Annotated in this window: 3 protein-coding genes; 1 reads left to right on the top strand and 2 read right to left on the bottom strand. The window is 42.5% G+C overall.

Annotated elements, in window-relative coordinates; genetic code table 11:
• The first annotated feature begins 74 nt into the window (after positions 1-74).
• A complete protein-coding gene (locus H6F50_RS08635; RefSeq protein ID WP_190428366.1) occupies positions 75-566 on the top strand; it encodes a hypothetical protein in 492 nt (163 codons plus the stop codon).
• Between the two features lie 144 nt (positions 567-710).
• On the opposite strand, the gene H6F50_RS08630 is transcribed toward H6F50_RS08635, so the two are convergent.
• Together H6F50_RS08630 and H6F50_RS08625 are read right to left on the bottom strand one after the other, a co-directional pair.
• Positions 711-1,679 carry a polyphosphate kinase 2 family protein gene (locus H6F50_RS08630; RefSeq protein ID WP_190428365.1) on the bottom strand — a complete coding sequence of 323 codons (969 nt, stop codon included), beginning with the start codon at positions 1,677-1,679 and terminating at the stop codon, positions 711-713.
• Positions 1,680-2,066: 387 nt separating this feature from the next.
• Positions 2,067-2,300 (bottom strand): ABC transporter permease subunit (locus H6F50_RS08625; RefSeq protein WP_347277150.1); only part of this gene is annotated, 234 nt, incomplete at its 5' end.

Genomic DNA, 2,300 nt, shown 5'->3' with positions numbered 1-2,300 from the left:
TAAAGCGACAAGGCTAGGAATCGCTAACCAACGAGAAGACCTGATATTTTTGGGTTCTGATAGAAGGTGTATTCATGAGCAGCAAACAAGACTACACTGCACAAATGCTTGACGGATGGATTTACCAAATCGTACCGGGACGCTACGGGCATCATCTGGAGATTTGGAACCCGCAAGGCAATCCATATCGCAGCTTAAAGGCTTTTGTGCAATGCGAGGAAGCTGTAGCATTTGTCGAATCTCTAATTGCTTTGAGTAATCACGAAAGCAATTGGGTTCCTAATAACGAGGACAGCGTTCGCTTTGACGGGATGATGCAACAGCTAGTTTGCGTCGAATGCGACGACTTTATCTATCAAGAGTGGCACGTTAAACCCTATGAAGATTCTGACAACAACTGGAATCTTTATGCCATTAATCCAGTCATTGGGAAAACCGAGATTTTACTGAAGCGACAAGCAGATTTACAGGAAGCGATCGCTCTGGTTAAGGCTAAGATTGATGCAATTGAGCCGGGTGGCGTGCCAGCAAGCGATCGCGCTAACGTCGTAGCTACCAGATGCTAGAAGCCTAAAGCAAAGATAGCACCGCTACACCAAGCCAAAACCAGAGCTATCTTGCCTGTTTCATTTATTGGGTTCGTTTCAAAATATTGTTCGCGCATTTCTATCACTCTGGTAAAATAATAATAGCAGAGTAATAGAAGAAAGTTAATCAGAAATCAAAATACTTTCTAAGCCCATTTCTGGTTTTGGATATTGTGGATTCATTGCTTCAAGGGTATCAGCAATTGTTCGGGCAATCACTAAATTGCGGTACCATTTATTGTTAGCAGGCACCACATACCAAGGGGCATACTCAGTCGAGCAATTATTAATTGCATCCTCAAATGCCTTCTGGTATTCATCCCAAAACAGACGCTCCTTCAAGTCGTTGCTAGAAAATTTCCAATGCTTATCTGGATCTTCTAAACGACTTTGTAACCGTCGTTTTTGCTCGTCTTTAGAAATGTGCAGAAAAAACTTGATTACCGCAATGTTATTAAGCGTGAGCATATGCTCAAACTCATTAATAATGTGATAGCGCTCCCGCCATACATTCTCTGGTACCAGTTGTTTCACCCGGACGATTAACACGTCTTCGTAATGCGAGCGATTGAAGATAGTAATCATCCCTCGTAACGGCGTCCGCTGGTGATAACGCCAGAGAAAATCATGACCTGCTTCTTCTTCACTAGGTTTTTTGAATGACCAAACCTGGCAACCTTGCGGATTTACACCACCAAATACGTGTTTAATGGTGCCATCTTTGCCTCCTGTATCCATCGCTTGCAGGACAATGAGTAGGCTGCGCTGATGTTCAGCATATAGACGTTCTTGTAAATTTTGAAGGCGCTGGCGCTGATGTTGCAGTTCCTGCTCAATATCTTTCTTATTTTTATAGTCTTCCGAAGCATTCGGATCGACAGATGCTAAGACAAACTGCTCTCCAGGATGAACCCGATAGTGGGGATAATTGGGTTTTGGGGGTGGAGAGTCAACGACAATTTTTTCGGGTGCCATTTCAAAAGCAACTTTGGCTGTTGCTTTTGCAGCCGCTTGTTGAGTCTTATGTTCTTCTCCTGTAGATGCATCGGTAGTTATCGAACTATTGTTTGGTAAATTGCTTGATTGGCTCATGGTATCTCCTTATTAAAAAACTTTCACAGCAGCACATTTAATCTTCAGGAAATGGACTTAACAACGTCTGGTAAATTGTGAATTTTGAAATTTCCAGGAAAACTTTTTGCCTATTTGGTTTGTTTGGTTATTTACCAGACGGGTAATGCTTTCAGAAGGGATATCAGGCTGCTATTTCTATTTTTAGCTCTAGAAATTCGTTAAAATTAGATAAGCGCTGTAAATACATTCAAAAATGATGTAAAATTCCGCAAGAAAACGATTTTTTCCATCAATCTGAATTGATGGTGTAACTGGGAAATGTTTTGTTTGTTACATTATCAGTGTTGAACTTTTACCGGGTGTCTACATCAGTCTGACGGTGTAAAGGTTGAGTTTTTCTCAGCATCACCTTAATGTCCGTCGTACTGAGGCACTAATCATATCTACGATAAAAGTGAGGGCGAGAAACACGATTAGAGTTGTCAGGAGACCTTTGTAGTCAAAGCTACTCAGTTGTTCCGCGAGCAAGCGACCTAATCCACCCGCACCCACTAATCCGACGATGACGGTGGCGCGGATGCAGACTTCCCAACGGTAGAGGATATAAGCGATAAAGCGGGGCAAAGTGCGGGGTAAGAC

This window comes from Coleofasciculus sp. FACHB-712 (assembly GCF_014695635.1).
Taxonomy (GTDB): domain Bacteria; phylum Cyanobacteriota; class Cyanobacteriia; order Cyanobacteriales; family FACHB-T130; genus FACHB-T130.
This window is presented reverse-complemented; position numbering and strand designations above follow the sequence as displayed.